This window comes from Arenibacter sp. ARW7G5Y1, from assembly GCF_003201775.1.
Classification (GTDB): domain Bacteria; phylum Bacteroidota; class Bacteroidia; order Flavobacteriales; family Flavobacteriaceae; genus Arenibacter.
Window position 1 is genome coordinate 152,449 of the sequence record NZ_QJJZ01000008.1, and the last position, 18,323, is coordinate 170,771.

The 18,323-nt window shown below is 40.4% G+C and carries 17 protein-coding genes; 6 read left to right on the forward strand and 11 right to left on the reverse strand.

Annotated features, from left to right (window positions below; translation table 11 throughout):
• Window positions 1-36: 36 nt before the first annotated feature.
• Both C7972_RS13085 and C7972_RS13090 read left to right on the forward strand, forming a co-directional pair.
• Window positions 37-1,278 (forward strand): Nramp family divalent metal transporter, encoded by a 1,242-nt coding sequence (locus C7972_RS13085; RefSeq protein ID WP_110356629.1) that lies wholly within the window; start codon window positions 37-39, stop codon window positions 1,276-1,278.
• Window positions 1,279-1,288: 10 nt separating this feature from the next.
• Window positions 1,289-2,050, forward strand: a complete 762-nt coding sequence (locus tag C7972_RS13090) for a glucosamine-6-phosphate deaminase (RefSeq protein ID WP_110356700.1) — start codon at window positions 1,289-1,291, stop codon at window positions 2,048-2,050.
• 65 nt (window positions 2,051-2,115) lie between these two features.
• On the opposite strand, the gene C7972_RS13095 is transcribed toward C7972_RS13090, so the two are convergent.
• Window positions 2,116-2,460 carry a HopJ type III effector protein gene (locus C7972_RS13095; RefSeq protein WP_110356630.1) on the reverse strand — a complete coding sequence of 115 codons (345 nt, stop codon included), beginning with the start codon at window positions 2,458-2,460 and terminating at the stop codon, window positions 2,116-2,118.
• A 209-nt stretch (window positions 2,461-2,669) separates the two neighbouring features.
• Here C7972_RS13095 and C7972_RS13100 point away from each other — a divergent pair, with 209 nt between their 5' ends.
• Window positions 2,670-3,263: a hypothetical protein gene (locus C7972_RS13100; RefSeq protein WP_110356631.1), complete on the forward strand. Its 594-nt coding sequence runs from the start codon at window positions 2,670-2,672 to the stop codon at window positions 3,261-3,263.
• A 251-nt stretch (window positions 3,264-3,514) separates the two neighbouring features.
• Window positions 3,515-5,086 (forward strand): SDR family NAD(P)-dependent oxidoreductase, encoded by a 1,572-nt coding sequence (locus C7972_RS13105; RefSeq protein ID WP_110356632.1) that lies wholly within the window; start codon window positions 3,515-3,517, stop codon window positions 5,084-5,086.
• An 8-nt stretch (window positions 5,087-5,094) separates the two neighbouring features.
• Here the strand turns inward: C7972_RS13105 and C7972_RS13110 are convergent, their stop codons facing one another.
• The 3 genes from C7972_RS13110 to C7972_RS13120 all read right to left on the reverse strand — a co-directional run bounded on the left by C7972_RS13110 (window position 5,095) and on the right by C7972_RS13120 (window position 8,421).
• Window positions 5,095-6,243 (reverse strand): hypothetical protein, encoded by a 1,149-nt coding sequence (locus C7972_RS13110; protein ID WP_110356633.1) that lies wholly within the window; start codon window positions 6,241-6,243, stop codon window positions 5,095-5,097.
• 165 nt (window positions 6,244-6,408) lie between these two features.
• Window positions 6,409-6,798 (reverse strand): doxx family protein, encoded by a 390-nt coding sequence (locus C7972_RS13115; protein WP_258364858.1) that lies wholly within the window; start codon window positions 6,796-6,798, stop codon window positions 6,409-6,411.
• 111 nt (window positions 6,799-6,909) lie between these two features.
• Entirely contained in the window at window positions 6,910-8,421 is a 1,512-nt protein-coding gene (locus C7972_RS13120) for a vanadium-dependent haloperoxidase (RefSeq protein ID WP_258364859.1), read from the reverse strand.
• A gap of 66 nt (window positions 8,422-8,487) precedes the next feature.
• On the opposite strand from C7972_RS13120, the gene C7972_RS13125 reads away from it, so the two are divergent.
• A complete protein-coding gene (locus tag C7972_RS13125; protein WP_110356635.1) occupies window positions 8,488-9,219 on the forward strand; it encodes a LytTR family DNA-binding domain-containing protein in 732 nt (243 codons plus the stop codon).
• On the opposite strand, the gene C7972_RS13130 is transcribed toward C7972_RS13125, so the two are convergent.
• Window positions 9,194-11,836, reverse strand: coding sequence for an ATP-binding protein (locus C7972_RS13130; RefSeq protein ID WP_110356636.1), 2,643 nt, complete (start codon window positions 11,834-11,836; stop codon window positions 9,194-9,196). The genes C7972_RS13125 and C7972_RS13130 overlap by 26 nt on opposite strands.
• Before the next feature lie 233 nt (window positions 11,837-12,069).
• On the opposite strand from C7972_RS13130, the gene C7972_RS13135 reads away from it, so the two are divergent.
• A complete protein-coding gene (locus C7972_RS13135) occupies window positions 12,070-13,338 on the forward strand; it encodes a sterol desaturase family protein (RefSeq protein WP_110356637.1) in 1,269 nt (422 codons plus the stop codon).
• Window positions 13,339-13,479: 141 nt separating this feature from the next.
• Here the strand turns inward: C7972_RS13135 and C7972_RS13140 are convergent, their stop codons facing one another.
• The 6 genes from C7972_RS13140 to rsfS all read right to left on the reverse strand — a co-directional run bounded on the left by C7972_RS13140 (window position 13,480) and on the right by rsfS (window position 18,262).
• Window positions 13,480-13,746, reverse strand: coding sequence for an acyl-CoA-binding protein (locus C7972_RS13140; protein ID WP_110356638.1), 267 nt, complete (start codon window positions 13,744-13,746; stop codon window positions 13,480-13,482).
• Window positions 13,736-14,410 (reverse strand): phosphatidylserine decarboxylase family protein, encoded by a 675-nt coding sequence (locus C7972_RS13145; RefSeq protein WP_110356639.1) that lies wholly within the window; start codon window positions 14,408-14,410, stop codon window positions 13,736-13,738. The genes C7972_RS13140 and C7972_RS13145 overlap by 11 nt, the downstream gene beginning before the upstream one ends.
• The gene (locus C7972_RS13150) at window positions 14,400-15,203 is read right to left on the reverse strand and encodes a phosphatidate cytidylyltransferase (RefSeq protein WP_110356640.1); all 804 of its coding nucleotides are present in this window, start codon (window positions 15,201-15,203) and stop codon (window positions 14,400-14,402) included. Before C7972_RS13150 ends, C7972_RS13145 begins: the two co-directional genes overlap by 11 nt.
• A gap of 1 nt (window position 15,204) precedes the next feature.
• Entirely contained in the window at window positions 15,205-15,816 is a 612-nt protein-coding gene (locus C7972_RS13155; protein WP_110356641.1) for an LUD domain-containing protein, read from the reverse strand.
• Between the two features lie 61 nt (window positions 15,817-15,877).
• Complete coding sequence (gene ftsH / locus C7972_RS13160) at window positions 15,878-17,875, reverse strand: ATP-dependent zinc metalloprotease FtsH (RefSeq protein WP_110356642.1); 1,998 nt, start codon at window positions 17,873-17,875, stop codon at window positions 15,878-15,880.
• Between the two features lie 9 nt (window positions 17,876-17,884).
• Window positions 17,885-18,262, reverse strand: coding sequence for a ribosome silencing factor (rsfS, locus tag C7972_RS13165; RefSeq protein WP_072863361.1), 378 nt, complete (start codon window positions 18,260-18,262; stop codon window positions 17,885-17,887).
• Between the last annotated feature and the right edge of the window lie 61 nt (window positions 18,263-18,323).

Here is an 18,323-nt window from a genome sequence, read left to right on the forward strand (position 1 = left end):
GGACTTGTTTAAAAATTGATTATTTAAAAGCAGTATATGGGCAATAAATCATTGATTAAGAAAATTCTATTGGGACTAAGCGCGGTAGGCCCGGGGCTTTTTCTTATTGGGTATAATATTGGAACGGGTAGTGTTACCACAATGGCCAAGACGGGTGCCGAATACGGTATGAGCCTTTTTTGGGCATTGGTACTGTCCTGCGTTTTTACCTATATTTTAATGGTTGCCTATGGCAAGGTTACCTTGGTTACGGGAAGGACTGCCCTGTTTAATTTTAAACAGGAGTTTAAATGGGGCTGGATACTTTCGCTTTATATTATACTAGTGCTCATAATTGGCGAATTATTGGCTCTTATGGGGGTAATGGGAATTGTGGCCGATTTGGTGCAGGAAGGGGTGCGCTTGGCGTATAACGGAGTGGTAATTCAAAGAGGGTGGATCATCCTGTTTTTTGTGATAATCCTGTCATTCTTTTTATGGTTTGGCCGGTATAAGGCCTTTGAAAAAGTATTGACGGTTTTGGTTATTTTGATGGGACTGTCCTTTGTAGTCGTTTTTATAATGGTCCGTCCCGATATGGCCGATATTATGTCCGGCATGGTTCCGAGTATTCCGGACACACCAGGTGCCTTGGGGCTTATTGCTGCCATTACGGGAACCACTTGTTCGGCGGCTGTTTTTGTAATGAGAAGTACGGTGGTGGCGGAAAAGGGATGGGGTATAAATGATCTAAAAAAGGAAAAAACCGATGCTTTTGTCTCGGCTTTTATGATGCTTTTATTGAGCGGTGTCATCATGGCCGTTGCCGCGGGAACCTTGCACATTTCGGGCATGAAACTAGACAATACGGTAGAGATGATATCCCTCTTTGAGCCTTTGGGGGGCAAATTGGCAGCTTTTGTTCTTATAATAGGGATTACAGGAGCCGGACTTTCCACTATATTTCCGATTGTGCTAATAGCCCCATGGCTAGTTGCCGATTATAGGGGGACTCCAAGAAACATTCATTCCACCTCGTCCAGAATGCTGATATTCGGCGCTTTGGTGTTTGCTTTTGGGACCGTTTTTTTAGAGGAAAGGCCACCGGCGCTTATGGTGTTTTCCCAGGCTTTTCAGGCTTGTATCCTGCCAGCCGTAGCGGTACCTATGTTTATTTTGATAAACAGACATAAATTGATGGGCAATAACAAGGCTGGTACCAAGCTTAATTTAGGCCTAGTGGCCGTAATCCTATTTTCACTGCTTACCACCTGGTTTGCAATTGCAGAATTTATTTAAAAAAGTAACAATGGAAAGATCATTTCAAATCGAAAATTTAGCAGTAAAAACCTATGGGGAAACAAAGGCCATGGGAGCAGCTGCGGCCGATTATGTGGCTGGAAAATTACGGGCGGCCATAAACAAAAAGGGTGCAGCCAATATTATATTGGCTACGGGAGCATCCCAGTTTTCGTTTTTAGAGGCGCTGCAGACCAAGGAAATTGATTGGGGAAAGATAACGGTATTTCACTTGGATGAATACAAAGGCATATCCGAAGCCCATCCCGCTAGTTTTAGAAAGTATCTTAAAGAACGTATTTTGAATAGGGTAGCACCTAAAAAGATATATTTCTTAAATGGCGATGCACCAAATTTGGAATTGGAAATCAAAAACTATGAAGAGGCGTTGCAGGCACATCCAATAGACATTGCCTGCATTGGAATAGGTGAAAATGGACATATAGCCTTTAATGATCCCGCAGTGGCCGACTTTAAAGACCCCAAATTGGTAAAGGTGGTAGAGTTGGACGAGGCTTGTAGAAACCAACAACTTGGAGAGGGCTGGTTTCCAACTTTTGACGATGTGCCCAAAGAGGCCCTTACGCTTACCATTACCGCCATTATGAGTTGTAAGGCCATTAGTTGTGTAGTACCCGACGAAAGAAAGGCACAGGCCGTTTATAATAGCCTTTATGGGGTTATCAGTACCAACTGTCCGGCTTCCATACTAAGGACCCACCCCGAATCCGTCCTGTTTTTGGATAAAGGTTCGGCATCCATGATAAAATAATCAGTCATGCATATCTGTCCCAATCCTTGATAGGATCAAAGGTCCGGACAAGATTTTCATTGGTGTTATTTTATGCTGAGGGCCTCGTGGTCGAAAGATATACCTTCCCAACCACTGATCATAAAATTACGAATGTTTTGGTGGTCCGTACCCTTTGGGTGTTCCAGAACGTCTTTTCTGTAATAGGAACCAAAGCAGGCCAAGGTTTGCTCTTTGCTCAATTTGTGATGTTGTGCAAAAGAGAATACTTTACAGGATCCTGAATTTTGGCCTGCCTCATTAATAATTTCCCCATTGGAAAATCTTGTAGGGGAAAAATTATAAAAGGTGTCAATAATACCAATGGTGTCCCCAAAGGTTATCTCCTCGGGAGTCCTTCTCAGGGTGTCTAAAAATTCGTAAACCGTCATAGTTGGATGGGATTTTAGTTTAGCAGGTAAATTTAGATTATCCCATTAAGAATTAAGTTGGATTTGTGAAGTAAATTATTCAATAGATTCCCAAATGGGTTGGATACAAATTTTTTATCTTTAGGGAATTGCAGGAAATTCAATTTGGTATTCCGTATTGCTGGTAGGGGTCCATTAACAATATTAATCAGAAAATAAAAAAATCACTCATGAAACAACTAATTCTAGGTATGCTGCTATTAACGGTGCTTCCTTTTATGGCGCAAGAAACTAACAAAGAAGTTCCTCCCAAGGAGATTCAAATCAAAACTGCTGTTTTGCCCGCCCCGGATGAAAAAAAGGATGGTGCTATGGTTTATGGATATAATAGTTCCGGGGAACTGGTTGTTTTGCGAAAGGGAACCAATAATCTAATTTGTATAGGGGACAACCCCAATAAGGATGGAATCAATGTGGCATGTTATTCCAAAAAACTGGAACCCTTCATGGCCCGTGGAAGAGAGCTGTCCGCGAAAGGCCTTACCGGGGAGGAGCGGGAAAAAATTCGAGAAAAGGAAGTGGGTACTGGTAAATTGAAAATGCCCAAGGAGCCAAGTATGATGTACGTATATTATGGGAAATCCGAGGATTATGATATTACTACCGGAGCGCTGCAGAACGGTAAATTTAGATATGTTATTTACACTCCGTTTGCCACCACGGAATCTACAGGATTGCCGGACAAGCCCCATGCCCCTGGGATGCCCTGGTTAATGGATCCAGGAACGCATAGGGCGCACATTATGGTGGGGCCTTTTGATTAAAACGCTACTTCCATTAAAAACAATTCAGGTCTGCGCTCCTGTTTTGGGCATATTTTGAATCATGTCCAATTGTTCCGTTTTGATATAAATATATTTAAAGCAGTTTATTAAAACTAGGATGGCCTTCATCTGTTTGTACAGAATCGTCCATGTTGGAACAGGCTTGCACTTGCCTTGTTTTTATGCTAAATGGTTCTGTTGTTGCAATCTAATTTAAACCTTACATTTGCAGGATTTTAATTTTTGGGAAAATGGGTAGTAATAATCTGGCAGATAGGTGGGAGAATGTTGAGGAGACAATAAGCTCGGAGGAGATAGATCAGTGTATTTCCCTGCTAAATAAGTTGGTTTGTAACGGGCATAAGGTTTTTGAACTTCCAGAGGATAAAAGAGTGGCGTTGTTAAAGGCAGCCGGACAATTATCCAGGCCGGCCAAGAATGAATTTAAACAACGGAAGAAGGATGCGGCCAAGGCCGCAAAACGCAAAATGATAGAGCGCGATAAACATGCGCGGAAGGAAACAGGAATAAGAAGTGCCAGGGAAGCAGCAGTTTTTGTAGCCCCAAAATTGTTGGCAGCGCCCAATAAGAAATCTTCGGAAGAGCTGGAATTGGAATCCCCTAGAAACTGCTATGTCTGTAAAACTGTTTATACCAAGTTACATCATTTCTATGACGCCATGTGTCCAGAATGTGGAGATTTTAATTATGCAAAACGGTTTCAGACGGCCGATCTTAGTGGGCAGGTAGCCATAGTTACCGGGTCCAGACTAAAAATCGGCTATCATATTACCTTAATCTTGCTAAGGGCTGGTGCAACTGTGGTAGCAACTACAAGATTCCCAGTAGATTCCGCAATGCGTTTTTCCAAGGAAGAGGATTTTCACGAATGGGGACATAGACTAAAAATCCATGGCCTGGACCTAAGACATATCCCTAGTGTTGAAATCTTTTGCAATTTTATAGAACAACAATACCACCGATTGGATATTTTGATCAACAATGCGGCCCAAACGGTGAGAAGGCCCGCAGGCTTTTACCAACACCTAATGAAAAATGAGGGAGTTCCTTTTCAGGAATTACCTCCACGCGCACGGGAAGTGTTGTCCGATCATGATTTCTGCTTGCAGGAACTAAATAACCTGGGCCAAGGTACAGCGAGTGCCCAAAATAATGCCTTGCCCGTTAATTGGCATGCACCGGAACCCGGTATTGGTATAAGGGCGTCTGCAAAGCTATCCCAGATTCCCTACAGTTTTGATAGCTCCCTTTCTGCCAAGGAAGTTTTTCCCGAAGGCGAATTGGATGCCGATCTTCAGCAAGTGGATCTGAGGAAAACCAATAGCTGGAGATTAAAATTGGGCGAGATAGAGACTCCGGAAATGATAGAAGTGCAATTGGTGAACGCCATTGCACCCTTTGTACTCTGTAATCGCTTGTCAAAGCTTATGCGTCAGGAAAATACAGGTAAGAAACATATTATTAACGTATCGGCCATGGAAGGAAAATTCCATAGGTTTTACAAGGAGGATAGGCATCCCCATACCAATATGGCCAAGGCTGCGTTAAATATGATGACACACACTTCGGCTTTGGACTTTGCCAAAGATGGTGTTTATATGAACGCTGTGGATACAGGCTGGGTAACGGATGAGGATCCCATAGAGTTGTCCAAAAGAAAGGAGGAAGTCCATGATTTTCAACCGCCCTTGGATATTGTTGATGGTGCCGCTAGGGTGTTGGATCCTTTGATAGATGGCATTAATACCGGTAAACATTGGTGTGGTAAGTTTCTAAAGGATTATCGTCCCATAGACTGGTAATCCGTCTTTTAATTAAAAGCATCCTTCAGGGAAGGGTCTATTTCCACTGTTTTGCTTTTGGCGAAGCGGTAGGATACTCCAAAATTTATTAAATAATCGGCAAAGGCGGCATCTCCATTTCGGGGACTTCCGGTACTTATTTCGGTTTGTCTGTCCGTAACACTTTGTGGTCTATCCCTGCGTACGGCAATAGGTAGATTTAGATTTAAGGTAAAATTCTGATACATATAGGCTATGCCAGGCTCTATGGACAGGACATTTCCAGGTCTACGAAAGCCTTGGTTGCCACCAATAATGTCCTTCACAGGTACGGCATCGAACCGGGCACCCAAGGACGTGGAAATAACATTGGACAAACTATAGCTAAGGCCTGTACGAACGGAATATTGGTCAGGTACAGCCATGATAGCCTCATTTTCCAAAATAGGGCTAAGCGTTTCCCTAAAGGTTCTGATGCCGTTGACTTCCCTTGGGTTGAAGAGGTAAAAACCACCGCCATAGGCAAATAGCCCGGTACTAATTTTCTGATAAAATTGAAAATCGATGGAAAGTCCGAAACCGCCGTCACCAGGTTGAATGGATTGGTCAACAGGGCGTACTTCAGGGTTGCCTTCTGGCCCTACATTGTAAAATACGTCGGTTGCATTATAATTCCCGGTGGGTAGCTTTACCCCTAAACCAATTGCAATGTTCTTACTGGGGTTCAAAACTGGATTTAATAGCCAATATCCAACACCAGCCCTTATATCGGCCAACCCCCTGGAAAAAGTACTGTTTCTTTCCTCCCTACCGTGCTCGTAAAGGGACGATCTGGAATTTATTACGGTGGGTATGGTGATACTGGTGTAGAAACGGTTGGATATACCATAGGTAAGTGAAAAGTCCCACGCATGCGAATAATTAATTACCTCTGTATTGTTGGCAACCCTATCGGCCTCCTCTTCCGTACCCCTAAAATGCCTAAAGGATTTGAAATATCTATAATTCATGCCAACCTGAAGGTTCCCCTTGCCTAAAAGGTTGTTTTCCAGACTGTTCCCTACACAGGAGGAAAAGTGTCTAATAGCTACACATCCTTGGGCACTCATTCTTGCGGTACCTAATACAAAGGCAATTAAAAGAATGCTTTTTGTACGGCATACGCATTTTAGTTTCATGGAAAGGAATTTAAGTAATTGTTTTCTTCTAAAAATCTTTATGATACCATAGGGCTAGATCCAATTAATAAAGGAAGTTTTATCACCCTTTGAAACATGCTCCATGCTACCATTATAATTATAGGACATTTTACAATGTACGATACCGAAACCCTCTACGCAGCATTAGGAAACCTTATTGTACGGCCTTTGATAAATCAAAAGTAGGGCACTGATAATTACGATATTCTTAATTATGTACTGTCCTACCAAAGTGAGGGAAAATGGTGCCTTGGAAAAGGAAATTTCGGGAAAGAATACTACTGGAATAAAAGTGAGTACAAGGTGTATTATGGCCGCAATGATAATTCTTTTGAGTTGAAGGTTAAAAATTAGGCATAGACCAATTACAACTTCGAATATGGCAAGTAATAATATCCCGATATTCTCAGGAAGGAGATCAAAGGTCAACAGTGAAATGGTCTGTTTTGCCAGCAAATCCGCCGGACTCAATCCAGGGAAAAATTTGAGAAATCCAAACCATAGGTATACTATCCCTATGCTAATACTTAGCATTCTTCCATTTTTGGTCAATCTTATCATTTATTACGGTTTGTTGGTATTGGTTTTATTCAGTTAGATTGCGAATGTCCTTGATAAGAAAAACGGGTTTTATAAGCTTGGTGTCTATTGGTTGACCGCTGTTTCACCTTCCCCTATAAGCTTTAGGTATTTCTTATAATGGTGCCTAGCTACTTGTCTGCCCAGTTCCAATCCTGCCACATTATCGGCCTGGATATGATATCCTCCCATTACTCTGGAAATTCCTGCCATTTCGGCTGTTTCGGTAAAAGTTGGGAATTTTATGACAACCGGGTCGTCAAGATTATTGGGCTCTGTAAGTGCTCCCGGAACCAGTTCAACTTCTGCCCCAAAATGGTCGTCCCCGGTAAATAAGCGCAGGGCCTCGGCGCATCCTCCGCTAATGGTACTGTGGCCGGAAACGTAGCTGGGAAAAGGAGGGCAAAGAAAGGCATCGGGGGAGTAAGGCCTCCAATCCTTTCCCTTCATTTTTACCATACCTTTATCGGGTCCACCCCAAGCTTTAATTACCTTGTCCTGATAGTAATCGTGTACCAAAGCATAAGGGCGGGTATAATCATAGAACATTTTGGAATCCCAGCAAGAGATAAAGGCATCCATGGCAACGGATTCAACCAAAAAATACATTTTTACGTCTTGGTCCAAGGTATTGTTGTCCCGGGCAGATACGTCTTGTGCAAATTTCAACCAATGCCCGGCCTGTTGAACAGATTTGGGTCCATCTCGCATAAACTCTACCAAGGCTTTATTTTCTGGGGTTAAATTGGCTTGCAGGTCAATTACCTCCTGAACTTCTTTTTCCAATTGTTCGGAACCCACCATAGGAGGTGGTCCAGGTCTAAACTGATCCGCCGTCTCCAATAATAAAGGTTTTACTTTTTGCCAATATGGCGTTAGGCAGCCTGGATTGTACTTATTGCCGTCCTCATCTATAAAATACTTTGGTTGCCATCTGTTGAGGTCAATATTCTTGTCAATGTCATTTACCGGTGAGTAATTGGTATAATCAAAGTAGGGCTGACCATTGGAACCTTCAACTTCCCCATATTGGTTGGAGCCATCATTTTTTCGGGCATTGATCACCATAGCTGCAGCCAAGTTTCCAATTCCTTCCGGGGTACTAGCATCCTTGGATTGATTATCTGGGTCAAGGCCCAAAGCGATCATTTTTTCCCTGAACATTGTACTGTCGGAATAATAGTATTCCTTCAAGGCCCTATACGCGGCATAACTAACGGCAATTTCCTTATTCTTAAGTGTTCTTTTGTTTTCAGGAAAGCGCTCTACGTCTTTTAGGTACAAGGGTTGTGCCTTGTCATCAAATCGTGTCCAGGCATCGAACATGGCAGTGCATATGAGTCCAAGATATCTTGAAGTAACCGTGGGCCTAGGCTTAAAGCGATCTGTATCCAAAGCAGTTCCTTCCAGGGCCATATAGGCCCATTGGTAAGCTACGTTGTCCTTCCCCCGTGGTTCATCGGCCATGGCCATCAGATTGTCCCCCAAATTTTTGGAAGTCTTGGATTGCTCCTTACAGCCCATCAATGCAAAAAATAATAGGGAAAGTATAGGTAAGAGAAGTCTTTGGTAGTACATGGTAGTTGGTTTTATTAATAACAATAGTAGAATTTTAGATGAAGTGAAAATTATTTTTTATACGAAATGATTATATTGCTTGATGAAACTGGTAATATATTGGATAAGATCATGAAATGTTTAATTGTTGATGATGATCCGTTGATTTGTGATTTGCTTGAGCATTTTTGCAGTAAGATCAATGAGATAGCTGGTGTCACTACAACGGTATCCGGTTTTGAATCCATTAACCTTATTAATAGTACCTCCTTTGATCTTATTTTTTTGGACTACAATCTACCCGATATTACGGGCAGGGATATATTGGACCTCAATTCCGATTCCGCCGTTATAATGGTTACTTCCAACAAAGATTTTGCATTGGATTCCTATAACTATCCCAAAATTGTTGATTTTTTGGTAAAACCCCTGGATTTCTCCAGGTTTTATAAGGGAGTTTTAAAAGCGAAGGAATTCATTTCCAATAATAGAAAAGTGCCCGAAAAGGATGCTAGATTGTTTATAAAGGAAGGTGGTAAACTGGTAAAAATAAAATTGAAGGAGGTCGCCTATTTTAAAGCGGAAGCAAATTACATTGCCATAGTTTTTAAAAACAAGAAGGTGTTGACACTTATGGCCCTAAAAGATCTTGAACCTAAACTTCCCGATTTCTTTCAACGTGTACATCGCTCTTATATCATTAATCTCAATATGATAGACGTGATACATACAGGTGCCGTGGAAATAAATAAGGAACACGTCCCTGTTAGTCAACGATATGCCACTGAATTGCTCAGGAAGATCCAGCTTTTAAATTAAGGTGTATTTCCGCTCTAATGCAGCACAAATAATAAGCAAAAATGTTATTTATTTGGTTGAGGTGATCTGTGTTTAAATCTGATATTTTGTCTGGGAGTACCTCCTCCAGTTCGGTCAATTTAAGATTGTGGATATTGGCTATTAATTTGTGTATTATCGCTTCCCATTTCACTTGATCCCTGTTCAAACCAATTTTGTTTATTCCCGTTAGATAATTTTCAAATTCCTTCTCCAGTAATTTCAGGACCTTGTTTATTTTAGGGATCTCATGGTCATAATTGTTATAGATATTTGAAAAATCCGGAGCCTTAAATTCCTTGCTGCCCAAAATTTTATAAACGGTATCTTTTAAATGGTCTATTTGGAAGGGTTTTTGAAAATATTCACTGTACGGAGTATTGGCTTCCGACGCATCCAGGGCGGATATAATAATAAGGGGGCATTTTATCTTTTTGGTTTTGATCCAATCCTTCAATCTGGTGTTTATTTTTTCATTTTCGAGCATTAAATCACTTATGATCAAATCGGGTGTATCTGAAATTATACTTTTCAAGGCCTCGTCCAAAGATTTGGTCTGAAGTAAGGTAATCTGGTCGAAATTTAGAATATGTTTTAACAGTTCCATAGTGGATACATCATCCTCTATGTGCAGGATGGTGTAATTACCGCTTAGTTTTGGAAGGGGCAGTGTTGCTGTTTGCACGGGTTTTATAACCCTTTGGGTAGAAGTGGATATGGTTGGGATTCGGATCGTAAATTCGGAGCCCACCCCTTTTTCTGAAGAAGCCACTAAAGTACCTCCAAAAAGCGTTGTTAACTGTTTTACAATGGAAAGGCCAAGACCATAGCTGCCATACCTGCCGGAGAGATCATTTTTTTCCATAAAGAAACGGTCGTTTATCCTATCAAGATTTTTGGGGAGTACCCCAACCCCGGTATCGGTCACTTTTATATATAGTGTTTCATTTTCCGAGCCGTTAACTGTAGCGGAGAGGCTAATAATACCTTTTTTGGTATATTTTATGGCATTTACCACAAGATTTGTAACTATCTGGGTCAATCTTAAAGCATCGGTCTGAAATAGGGTGGTTTCGAGCTTTTCGTCTATACTTAAATTGAAAGTAAGCCCTTTTTGAACGGCTTCGTACAAATAAGTAGAGTGGATGTCCCTTAAAAGCTCCGCAATATTGGTAGGTTCCAATTGGATATGCAGTTTGCCTTCCACTAATTTCTGGTGGTCCAGAACGTCGTATACCAGGCCGGCCAAGCTATTGCTGCTTCTTTCCAGGGAATGGATTATGGGTAGTTGTGGCTCCGAGGCATTTTTGTACAACAACTTTGTTAGCCCCAAAATAGCATTTAAAGGTGTGCGCATTTCGTGACTCATATTTTGTAAAAATTCATCCCGTTGTCTTCTTGCCAGCTGTTCTTTCTCCAGGGCAGTGTTCAACTCATGGACATGTTGATCAATTTTCACCTTCATTTTGGTAAAGGTATTCGCCAAGATCCCTATTTCGTCCTTTCGGTTGGTGGGTAGGGTATGATCATCGGGAATGCCCTGGTCATAGTTGCTGATCGCTCTGGTAATTTTGTTGATTTTTTTTGAAAATAAATTGGTGAAGAACCACGACAGGAGAATGGATAAGAGGCATACCCATAGCAATGTCTGAATACTTTCGGCGCGAACCTTAAGGGCATTTTTCAGCAATATATTTTGGCCTATATTGGAAATCAGATATATTTTTCGCTTTCCATCGAAATAGGACAACTCCTTAAAATAACTCAAATAACGGCCGTCATTTTGCCCTACTAACTGTTGAAAACCATTTTTTGGAGGTTCTTGGGAACTATTACTGACATTAAAATCGGTATAAAAATTTTGAAATTTCCGGGTCTGTTGACCAAATTGAAGAGACCTGTCATGTGCATATAAATACTGGCCCTCTGCATCTATTAAATAGAACCGACTGTCGTTACCGGCAATTTGATCGAGGCTTAGATATAGCGGATTTAGGTTTATATTGATTATCAAAATACCAACTTTTCTGTTTCCATGGTCAAAAATAGGACTGGCAACACGCAGGGTAGGGGTGTAGGGGGTGCTTATTACACCGTATTCCTCATTCAAATTGATATTGGAAAAATAGTGTTCTCCTTTATTTATTTGAACGGCCTCTTTAAAATATTCCCGGTCCCCTTTTTGTTGTAGATTGTCCGACTTCAGTACTTGTCCGTCCAATTTGTTGAAACGAATAATCTCTTTACCGTTTTCATCGGCCTCCAGTAGCCTGATCTGAAAATAAGTTTCTTTGTTTTCCAATATAATTCGGAAAAGCTGATCAATATCGTGGATGGTTTTTTCTGAGGGGTGAAATATATGTTGCTGTAGGGTTGGACTCGAGGCTATTACGGCAATGTCATTGGTAACCTCGTTGAGTAAGGCATAAAAGGACTGTTCTGCCAATTGAGAGCCATGCATAATACGTTCTTTTGAATGGGCCGTAATAACTTGTGAAGCCTTTCTAAAGACCAAGTACCCGGATAAAAGAATGGAGAAAATGATTAGGCCTGTGAAGAAAAGCGCAAATCGGGTAACTATGGAATGTCTTAAATTCATGTAAAAGCGAATATAAGGGATATACAACTAATTTATACTTTATTTAAATTGAAAGCAAAGCTTTATCGGAATGCCAATACGGTTTTAATACAAGAATCCAATTGTTTTCCACATATTTGGATTTTGTTATTGACTACTTAAGGTGGGTATGGTTTTGGTTTTAAAACAGGTGGTAATGAAAAAATAACGAATTTCATTATATTTGTTACAGACTTCAGAATTTACTTTGCTTTATGGAGACCTACGCTACAGCGCTTTTATATGCCATCCCATTTTTTGTAATCCTTTTAACTATAGAAATAACCTATGGCTATTTTGTAAAAAAACAAATGCATAAGGTTATGGATACGGTTTCCAGTATAAGTTCTGGGTTGACCAATATAATTAAGGATACCTTGGGGCTGGCAGTGATCGTAATTTCCTATCCTTTTCTGTTGGAACATTTGGCTATAACGGAAATTAAAGCCAATTGGTTGGTATGGGGCGTTGCCTTTGTTGTTCTGGACTTTGCGGGATATTGGAACCATAGGCTCAGCCATAAAATAAATATTTTTTGGAATCAGCATGTAATCCACCATAGCAGTGAAGAATTTAATCTTGCCTGTGCCCTTAGGCAGCCCATCAGCAACCTAGTGGGTTATTTTTCCCTATTCCTGCTCCCAGCAGCGGTTTTGGGAGTGCCCCACAAGGTAATAGCTGTTTTGGCCCCCATACATTTGTTTGCACAATTCTGGTACCATACCAGACATATAGGAAAGATGGGTTGGTTGGAATATATTTTGGTCACCCCATCCCAGCACCGGGTACACCATGCCATAAATCCGGAATACATAGATAAAAACCTAGGACAAATATTGTGCGTTTGGGATCGCATGTTTGGTACATTTCAGGAAGAATTGGATCAGGTTCCTCCACAATATGGGGTGTTGAAGCCTGCGGGTAGCTGGAATCCGATAATTATTAATTTTCAGCATTTATGGCGGTTATTGCAGGACGCCTGGCGAACCAGGAGTTTTTGGGATAAAATACGCATTTGGTTTATGCCTACGGGCTGGAGGCCCGATGATGTTAAGGAAAAGTATCCTATTGCTATTATTGGGGATGTTTACAATTTTAAAAGATATGCACCTAGCGCCACCAAGGGTCTGAAACTTTATGTGGTTTTTCAAATGCTCATAAGTTTGGGATTAATGATGTTTATGTTCTACAACTATACTCAAATTGGTTTTGAGGGTCTACTTATATTTAGTGGATTTATTTTTATTGGCATCTTTGGATATACCACTTTGATGGATAGGAAAAAATATGCTGTGGGGATAGAGGTTGTCAGGGGGGTGGCCGGAATAATATGGATAGTTTATTTAGGAGACTGGTTTGGCCTCAATGCGTACCTTCCCCAGGCCGATCTATGGATTGTGGCCTATTTCCTAATTACCATTTTTGCCAGTATATATTTTACTTATTTTGAAAATGGGGAAACCGGACTGCGATTGGCTTCATAAGTATTAAGTTTTCAACTAAAATATTTTGGATTGGCATTCATTAGGAAAAGGGGAGCATGGAAAATATAAGTTTTTAGTCCGGTCTGCTTATGGGGCCATTTAAACTTTGAAAAGCAAATCAGGGCAGATTTGTACAAAAAACTATTTGTGGTTCCTAATTTCTTTGTCTACCAAAGCTATATATCGCTGCATAGCTTCTTCAATGCTTACGTTTTTAGCTTGGATAAGGGCGTTGGCCTTAAAGGCATTTATTAAAGGGGTCCTGCTTCCCGGATGGCTAAAATTGCGGTTCGCAATTTTAAAATAGGCATATAGTTTTAATAAAAGATCCGCAGGCAAAGGGTCTGTATAATCATTGACAAAATCGACCGCAGCTATAAAATCTTGTTTTAGTTTATCAGTCTTCATTTTCTTTTTTAACCCTTGTAGTTGCAATACATGTTTTTGCCCCAGTTACTTTTTGGTGCAATTTTACTGTAATTGCACTATCCAAAGGTAAGAACAAATCTACTCTAGAGCCAAATTTAATAAATCCTGCATCTTCTCCCTGTTGTACACTTTCACCAACTTCGGCGTAATTTACGATACGACGTGCCATGGCCCCAGCCACCTGTCGGTAGAGGATGTCGCCAAACTTGGGAGTGTTTATAACTACAGTGGTTCTTTCATTCTCTTCACTGGATTTGGGATGCCATGCCACTAGATATTTTCCGGGATGGTATTTTGAAAACTTAACCAGTCCACTGGCGGGGTATCTTGTTACGTGTACATTTATGGGAGACATGAAAATGGACACTTGGATCCGCTTTGCCTTAAAATATTCCGTTTCCTCCACTTCCTCAATAACTACTACCTTACCATCTACCGGAGCCAATATTTCATCAAAATTCTTGGAAACCTTCCTTTTGGGATTTCTAAAAAATTGTAGGATCAAAATAAGGATAAGCAAGGAAACTATTTGAAGTCCAAATTTAAGCCAAGTTATATCTATAAAATAATTGGCCAATACCACAATGGAACAAACTATAATAAAGGTTGTTATAATAATTTTTTGTCCTTCTTTATGAAACATGGGAAAAAATAATTAAAGTTAAATATGCGAAAGGTGCGGCAAAAACCAAACTGTCCAATCTGTCCAGCATGCCACCGTGCCCTGGTAAAATAGCTCCACTATCCTTAACACCGGCGGCCCTTTTAAATTTTGATTCTATAAGATCGCCCAAACTTCCTGTAATTACTATCACAGTGGCCAGTATCAACCATTGTCCCAAAGAGATATTGGTCTCATATTTCGATAAAAAATAGGACGCAGCCAAGGCAAAAACAAAACCTCCAACGGCTCCCTCTATTGTTTTTTTCGGGGAAATGGAGGGGAACAATTTATGACGGCCAATACTTTTTCCTACCAAATATGCAAAGGTATCGTTTACCCAAATAAGGATAAATATCCCCATGATCAGCAGTTTTGCAAATTCATTGTCCTTATAAGGTATCATAGTAAGGAAAATACACCCTCCGCCTATATAAAATAAGCCAATAATAAACTTTTGCAAATTGTTGAACGGTTTTTCTTTTCCTGAAAAGAGGTAATACAGCAATATAAAATTAATCGATATGGTAATGAACATTAGAATATTGATGAGAACCTTATCATCAATAAGGTAAATAAATGCCCACCACAGCGCCAAGTAGGCTATAAAAATATGGTAGCCAGGAAGTTTTATCATGCGTTTGTACTCGTAAAGGCAGGCGAGTCCAAAGGTCATAAATAAAAAATCAAACGCATCGGAACTTAGGAATACGGCGGAAAGTAACAGAATTACATATACCGCACCTGTAAGTAAGCGCCTTAAAATTTCTTTCATGTTATAAGTCTTCCAGAAGTAAAAGATAAAGATTTTTAGAACTACTTCCGTAAGTTAAGAAATCGTCTGAATTTTCAGCCGTTGGTTGGAAATGTTTTATGGTAGTAATGTTGGCCGGAATTACATTTTTATACTTCTTTTTAATTGTCTTTAATCCCTCTCCAATAGATTCGACCATTTGGCTGGTAGTGGCAAAAACAATAACATTTGAAGGTAATTCGTGTAGTTTTCTTTCCTTCAATTGATTGGAGCAAACCAATATGGAACCATTTTGTGCAACTAAATGTTCACAGGTGGTGAAAAATATTTCGCTATTATTGGGTAGGTTGGTGAAATTTATCTCTTGTTTGGAGAATTTTTCCTCCAATCTTTTATCCATTGAAAAAAAGGTTTGGTCCTGCCATTGATTTTCAATGATAATATTGTCCAAATTGTTGAACACCTCATTTATGGAATCACAATATAGGAACTTGCCACCATTATGTTTAAAATTAATGGTAAACTTTTCGTCAACAGGAATGTTTAAGTCGGGCATATGTTGCCCTCTCGTTTCCACAGTTTCCTTGGAAACCTTTCTTTTTCCTCCCCCGAAAAGTTTATCAAATAATCCCATTAATATCTAAATGGAGTCTTTAAGCCCCTAGTTGTTTAGGAACAACGAATTATTTATTGTTTTATTTTTCTGTTTCTGATTTTGGAAGATCTTTCTTGGCTTTTTCCTCTTTTTCCGCTGCTTCCTCAGCTTCAAGTCTTTTGTCTTTGTCAAAAGGACGCTTGCCGAAAATCTTTTCCAAATCGTCCTTAAATATAACTTCTTTTTCCAATAAACGTTCAGCTAATTCTGTAAGTTTATCTTTGTTGTTGGACAATAATTCAACGGCTCTTCTATACTGCTCCTCAATGAGCTTGGAAATCTCCTTGTCTATGGTCAATGCGGTCTGTTCGCTATAGGGTTTGGAAAAACCATATTCATTTTGACCGGATGAGTCGTAATAGGTAATATTGCCAATCTCTTCGTTCAGGCCATAAATGGTTACCATGGCCCTGGCCTGTTTGGTTACCTTTTCCAAATCGCTTAGTGCACCAGTGGATATCTTGTTGAAGATAACTTTTTCGGCAGCCCTACCGCCAAGGGTAGCACACATTTCATCCTTCATTTGTTCCGGGCGAACAATGAGGCGTTCTTCCGGTAAATACCATGCGGCACCCAACGATTGCCCTCTGGGTACTATAGTTACTTTCACCAAGGGTGCGGCGTGTTCCAACATCCAACTTACGGTGGCATGTCCGGCTTCGTGATATGCAATGGTTTCCTTTTCCCCAGGAGTAATTATTTTATTCTTTTTCTCAAGACCTCCAACAATTCTGTCTACCGCATCCAAGAAGTCTTGCTTGGTAACAGCTTTTTTCTCCTTACGGGCAGCAATCAATGCCGCCTCATTACAGACATTGGCAATATCGGCACCCGAAAAACCAGGAGTTTGTTTGGCCAGGAAATCCAAATCCAATGTTTCGGCCGTTTTTATAGGTCTTAGGTGGACTTCGAAAATTTCTTTTCTCTCTCTGATGTCCGGAAGATCCACGTATATCTGTCTGTCAAATCGCCCCGCTCTCATTAATGCTTTGTCCAAAACATCGGCACGGTTGGTCGCTGCCAAGACAATAACGTTGGTATTGGTACCAAAACCATCCATTTCGGTCAATAACTGGTTCAAGGTATTTTCCCTCTCGTCATTGGATCCCGTAAAATTATTTTTGCCCCTGGCCCTACCAATGGCATCGATCTCATCAATAAAAATAATGGCAGGTGATTTGTCTTTGGCCTGTTTAAATAAATCCCTTACCCTGGAAGCTCCTACCCCTACGAACATCTCCACAAAATCCGAACCGGAAAGTGAAAAGAATGGAACTTTCGCTTCGCCGGCAACAGCCTTGGCCAATAAGGTTTTGCCAGTTCCCGGAGGTCCTACCAATAAGGCTCCTTTAGGAATTTTTCCACCCAATGAGGTGTACTTGTCCGGATTTCTCAAGAATTCCACAATCTCCTCCACTTCTTCCTTGGCGCCTTCCAAACCGGCAACATCCTTGAACGAGGTTCTTGTATCGGTTTTTTCGTCGAATAATTTGGCTTTGGACTTTCCAATATTGAAAATCTGACCACCGGCCCCACCACCGGCCCCACCAGACATACGGCGCATTAAATAGATCCATATACCTATGATGAGTACAAATGGCAATAAGGTCAACAGGAGTTCGGTGAGTACATTCGATTCTTGGTCGTACGTAAGTTCCGTGTCTAAATTGTTTTCCTTTTTAATGTCATTGATCTCGTTTTCAAAGTTCTGCTGATCCCCATAGTTTACTACGTACTGTGGCGTAGCAGTGGCCGTCAAGGAAAAGGGCTGGTCCGATACATCCTTGTGGACCTCCTTTTTTAAGGCCTCTTCGGTAAGGAATATTTTTGCCTGTCTGGTATTGGTTATGACCAATATTTTTCGGATATCCCCATTTCTTAAATACTCTTGAAGCTCGGAGGTACTGGCTTTTTTGGTATTCGCGAAGTTTCCGCTACCGAAAAATTGAAAACCAATTAATAATATTGCTATTACGCCATATATCCACCAAGTATTGAATTTGGGTTTTTTGGGACCTGTATTATTTTCTTTTGCCATTATTTTTTTTTACTGATTGAAGCTACTTTCAACTGAAGTTACTTTGGCGTCTCCCCAAAGTCCTTCTATATCATAATATTCTCTAACTTGTTTTTGAAATACATGTACTACTACGTTTACGTAGTCCATTAAAACCCATTCCGCGTTATCGGAACCTTCAACATGCCAAGGTTTGTCTTGAATTGCCTTACTTACGGTTTTTTGGATGGAGCCTACAATGGCGTTTACATGTGTGTTGGAAGTACCATTACAAATAATAAAGTAGTCACAAACAGTATTCTCAATGTCTCTAAGATCAAGTAAATTTATGTCATGTCCTTTAACCTCTTCTATTCCACTTAAAATTAAGGCAATTAACTCATCTGCGCTACTTTTCCTTTTCTGCATTCAAAAATTTTAAATTTTTACAAAGTTATTATTTTTTTGTTTTTTTAACTATTGTTTTTAA

Bases quoted from the DNA above. Each gene is read 5' to 3' on its own strand.
- C7972_RS13085 (WP_110356629.1), top strand. From the start codon at position 37: ATGGGCAATAAATCATTGATTAAGAAAATTCTATTGGGACTAAGCGCG.
- C7972_RS13090 (WP_110356700.1), top strand. From the start codon at position 1,289: ATGGAAAGATCATTTCAAATCGAAAATTTAGCAGTAAAAACCTATGGG.
- C7972_RS13095 (WP_110356630.1), bottom strand. From the start codon at position 2,460: ATGACGGTTTACGAATTTTTAGACACCCTGAGAAGGACTCCCGAGGAG.
- C7972_RS13100 (WP_110356631.1), top strand. From the start codon at position 2,670: ATGAAACAACTAATTCTAGGTATGCTGCTATTAACGGTGCTTCCTTTT.
- C7972_RS13105 (WP_110356632.1), top strand. From the start codon at position 3,515: ATGGGTAGTAATAATCTGGCAGATAGGTGGGAGAATGTTGAGGAGACA.
- C7972_RS13110 (WP_110356633.1), bottom strand. From the start codon at position 6,243: ATGAAACTAAAATGCGTATGCCGTACAAAAAGCATTCTTTTAATTGCC.
- C7972_RS13115 (WP_258364858.1), bottom strand. From the start codon at position 6,798: ATGCTAAGTATTAGCATAGGGATAGTATACCTATGGTTTGGATTTCTC.
- C7972_RS13120 (WP_258364859.1), bottom strand. From the start codon at position 8,421: ATGTACTACCAAAGACTTCTCTTACCTATACTTTCCCTATTATTTTTT.
- C7972_RS13125 (WP_110356635.1), top strand. From the start codon at position 8,488: ATGATTATATTGCTTGATGAAACTGGTAATATATTGGATAAGATCATG.
- C7972_RS13130 (WP_110356636.1), bottom strand. From the start codon at position 11,836: ATGAATTTAAGACATTCCATAGTTACCCGATTTGCGCTTTTCTTCACA.
- C7972_RS13135 (WP_110356637.1), top strand. From the start codon at position 12,070: ATGGAGACCTACGCTACAGCGCTTTTATATGCCATCCCATTTTTTGTA.
- C7972_RS13140 (WP_110356638.1), bottom strand. From the start codon at position 13,746: ATGAAGACTGATAAACTAAAACAAGATTTTATAGCTGCGGTCGATTTT.
- C7972_RS13145 (WP_110356639.1), bottom strand. From the start codon at position 14,410: ATGTTTCATAAAGAAGGACAAAAAATTATTATAACAACCTTTATTATA.
- C7972_RS13150 (WP_110356640.1), bottom strand. From the start codon at position 15,203: ATGAAAGAAATTTTAAGGCGCTTACTTACAGGTGCGGTATATGTAATT.
- C7972_RS13155 (WP_110356641.1), bottom strand. From the start codon at position 15,816: ATGGGATTATTTGATAAACTTTTCGGGGGAGGAAAAAGAAAGGTTTCC.
- ftsH (WP_110356642.1), bottom strand. From the start codon at position 17,875: ATGGCAAAAGAAAATAATACAGGTCCCAAAAAACCCAAATTCAATACT.
- rsfS (WP_072863361.1), bottom strand. From the start codon at position 18,262: ATGCAGAAAAGGAAAAGTAGCGCAGATGAGTTAATTGCCTTAATTTTA.